At 40.1% G+C, this 2,756-nt stretch carries 5 protein-coding genes; 3 read left to right on the plus strand and 2 right to left on the minus strand.

All coding sequences use genetic code 11. From position 1 onward, the window contains the following. On the minus strand, positions 1 to 613 hold a 613-nt coding region (locus ACYQ3S_RS15550; protein WP_459690271.1), incomplete at its 3' end, for a recombinase family protein. Between the two features lie 4 nt (positions 614 to 617). After that, complete coding sequence (locus tag ACYQ3S_RS15555) at positions 618 to 875, minus strand: hypothetical protein (RefSeq protein WP_024729893.1); 258 nt, start codon at positions 873 to 875, stop codon at positions 618 to 620. Between the two features lie 494 nt (positions 876 to 1,369). Here ACYQ3S_RS15555 and ACYQ3S_RS15560 point away from each other — a divergent pair, with 494 nt between their 5' ends. The 3 genes from ACYQ3S_RS15560 to ACYQ3S_RS15570 form a co-directional block, all read left to right on the plus strand. Continuing rightward, entirely contained in the window at positions 1,370 to 1,633 is a 264-nt protein-coding gene (locus tag ACYQ3S_RS15560) for a CD3324 family protein (RefSeq protein WP_294575879.1), read from the plus strand. Positions 1,634 to 1,766: 133 nt separating this feature from the next. Beyond that, positions 1,767 to 2,471, plus strand: coding sequence for an Ntn hydrolase family protein (locus ACYQ3S_RS15565; protein ID WP_459690273.1), 705 nt, complete (start codon positions 1,767 to 1,769; stop codon positions 2,469 to 2,471). A 16-nt stretch (positions 2,472 to 2,487) separates the two neighbouring features. Further along, positions 2,488 to 2,756 (plus strand): LbetaH domain-containing protein (locus ACYQ3S_RS15570; protein ID WP_459690274.1); only part of this gene is annotated, 269 nt, incomplete at its 3' end.

The raw sequence follows: 2,756 nt of genomic DNA on the forward strand, positions 1-2,756 counted from the left end.
GCATGGGTCCTTTTCCGGCAATACACAAATCAAAAATTTTCTTTACCACAGCGGCAGCTTCTTCATCTACAATCCATTTCTTTTTGTCGTCTGGGTCTTTCCTGTACCCATAGGGCGGATTGGTACAAAGATGTTCTCCGGCATTGCCCTTTGACCGCATGACTGCGCGGATTTTCTTGCTTGTATCGCGTGCGTAAAAATCATTGAACAGATTACGGAAAGGGGTAAATTCATTATCGCCTTTTTCACTGTCTACTCCGTCGTTGATTGCGATATAGCGAATGTCACGCTCCGCAAAGAAACTCTCGGTATAGTAGCCGACTTTCAGATAATCGCGCCCCATGCGGGACATATCTTTGACGATAACCGTTTTGACCTTTCCGGCTTCCGAAAGCCTTATCATTTCATTCCAACCGGGGCGGTCAAACGTCACACCGGAAACGCCGTCATCAATGAAAAATGTAGGATTAGGAAAACCGTTGTCCTTTGCATACTTCAAAAGAATTTTCTTTTGATTGGCTATGCTGTTGCTCTCTCCGTCTAAAGCGTCCTCTTGAGAAAGCCTTGCATATAAAGCGGTAATGTTGTCGGGATAGTTTTTCGTCGTTGTCATGTGTTCATTCCTCCTGTAATGAACGCCCGACAAACAGGTTGCTATCTTCATTATAGCGGACTTCTTTTTCTTTGTCAGTAGGCGTTTTGCCGGATTCCGCTTTTATGAGCCTTTCCATTTTGCTATAAAGCGGTTCAGAGCCACCGCAAATCGTTGACACTTCAAAAATTGTGCCGCCGATTTTGTAAGTAACTGTTTCATGCAGAGGATTGCCCTTTTGTGGCATAAATCCGTTGTTTTCAATATCTCGTTTCTTTTCCATTCCTTTCCCGTCTTTTCGTAGTTTGATAGAAGAAAAGTTTCTCAGCAAGCATAGGAACGGGGTACCCTTTCCGTAAAATCGTCCGTTTTCTGTCTGCCGACAGCGGGCGATTTTTGCTTGTTGGGAAGTTTCCCAAACCCTCTCAATTTTTCTTTCACTACCTACTACACCGGACAGAGCGATTTTGCCAAAGATTTTGAAAAAATTTTTTAAATTACTTACTACGGAGAACAGGTCAAAAATATCAAAGAGCGCGAAAAAATCAAGATTGATATAGGATTAAGAATGTGCTAAACTGTATTTGCCTTAGATTATTGTGTCAGACAGAAAGAAGTGATTTTGTATGTGTATTAACACCCAAAAGAGAAACAAAGCTTTTCTCCATGCAACCGTCGCAAGCCAGTAGATTGCGACGGTTGCATGGAGTAAAAAATAGTCGCAAAATAAAAATGCTGGCTTTGCAACTTGACTATCACATCAAGGAGGAAGCCCGCATGAAATATCTTAATGCACAAGTTATTCTTCCGGACGCATTGGTAAAAGAGTTGCAAACTTATGTTCAAGGCGGATATATCTACGTTCCTATCGAACAGGAACAACAAAAACGTTGGGGAGAAGTTTCTGGCTATCGTCAAGAATTAGCGCAACGCAATCAGCGGATAAAAGAGGAATATCAAAGCGGTATTTCTATGGAGTGTCTGTCTGAAAAATATTGCTTGTCTTTATATGCTGTTCGGAAAATCATATATCAAAAGTAACCGTAAGGGGCTGCCAAGTGCAGCCTCTTATTTTATACCAATCATTTCGGTATCGTACAGTATATAGAATGTCCATCTGAACGGCTGTAAAATAAAAACGAAGCATACAAAGATTTTATGAAAGGTGGCTACTATGTGTACCAGATTCGTTTATCGCGGAAGCGACATAATAACAGGCTTTAATTTTGACATTGACCTTTCTGTATGGACGCATAAAGTAATAAAAGAAAAAGAGCGTTTCTATATTGGAATTTTGCGACCGGACGGAATTTATCATTCTTATCATGGGGTAAATCAAAACGGAAATGCAGGAACGCTGTTATATGTGCATGGCAATTCTGCCGGAGCATATCAAAGCGGCAGTAACTGTATGACGATTGCCGATTTGACAGAGCAGTTTATCAAGGCTCAGATTTCCTTTGATGAGGTTCTTCAAATTATTAAATCAAAGAAAATTGTTTATGCGCCGGATGCGACCATGCAAGCAATGTTGTCTGATGTGCATGGACGCACTTTAGTAATTGAACCGGGAATTGGTTACAGGGAAGAACAGAGTAAGTATTCCTTAATAACGAATTATTCTTTGATGAAGCCAGAAAGTACGAGAGATTTTATTGTGTCGGGTGACGACAAATATGAACGGGCTTTGCAGTTATTAGATAACTGTAAAAATGAATTTTCAGTTCCCGACGCATTTACATTACTTCATGCTGTTCGGCAAGTGGGCATATGGGCGACCAGAGTTTCATTTGTTTACTCCGTAAACGAACATACAGTGTACTATGCGGAAAATAATCGCTTTGAGCATATCAGAAAATTCATTTTTCCGTTTGTCTAATAAGAAAGGAGCAGTTATGCCACAGAAAGTTTATCCACGTTCAAAGGACAAAGAAACAGTCTATTTAAAAAGTGTTATCAGCAATCCCAATATCATAATTGGTGATTACACAATGTATAACGATTTTGTCAGAGAGCCAAAGGATTTTGAGAAGAATAACGTTTTATACCAGTACCCAATCAACCAGGATAAGTTGATAATTGGTAAGTTTTGTTCGATTGCCTGCGGAGCAAAATTCATATTCAATAGTGCAAATCACAGCTTATCTTCGCTTTCTACCTATCC

This window comes from Agathobaculum sp. TL06 (assembly GCF_054658635.1).

What these genes read in the sequence shown, in the direction of transcription:
- ACYQ3S_RS15555 (WP_024729893.1), bottom strand. Translation starts at nt 875, where the DNA reads ATGGAAAAGAAACGAGATATTGAAAACAACGGATTTATGCCACAAAAG.
- ACYQ3S_RS15565 (WP_459690273.1), top strand. Translation starts at nt 1,767, where the DNA reads ATGTGTACCAGATTCGTTTATCGCGGAAGCGACATAATAACAGGCTTT.
- ACYQ3S_RS15560 (WP_294575879.1), top strand. Translation starts at nt 1,370, where the DNA reads ATGAAATATCTTAATGCACAAGTTATTCTTCCGGACGCATTGGTAAAA.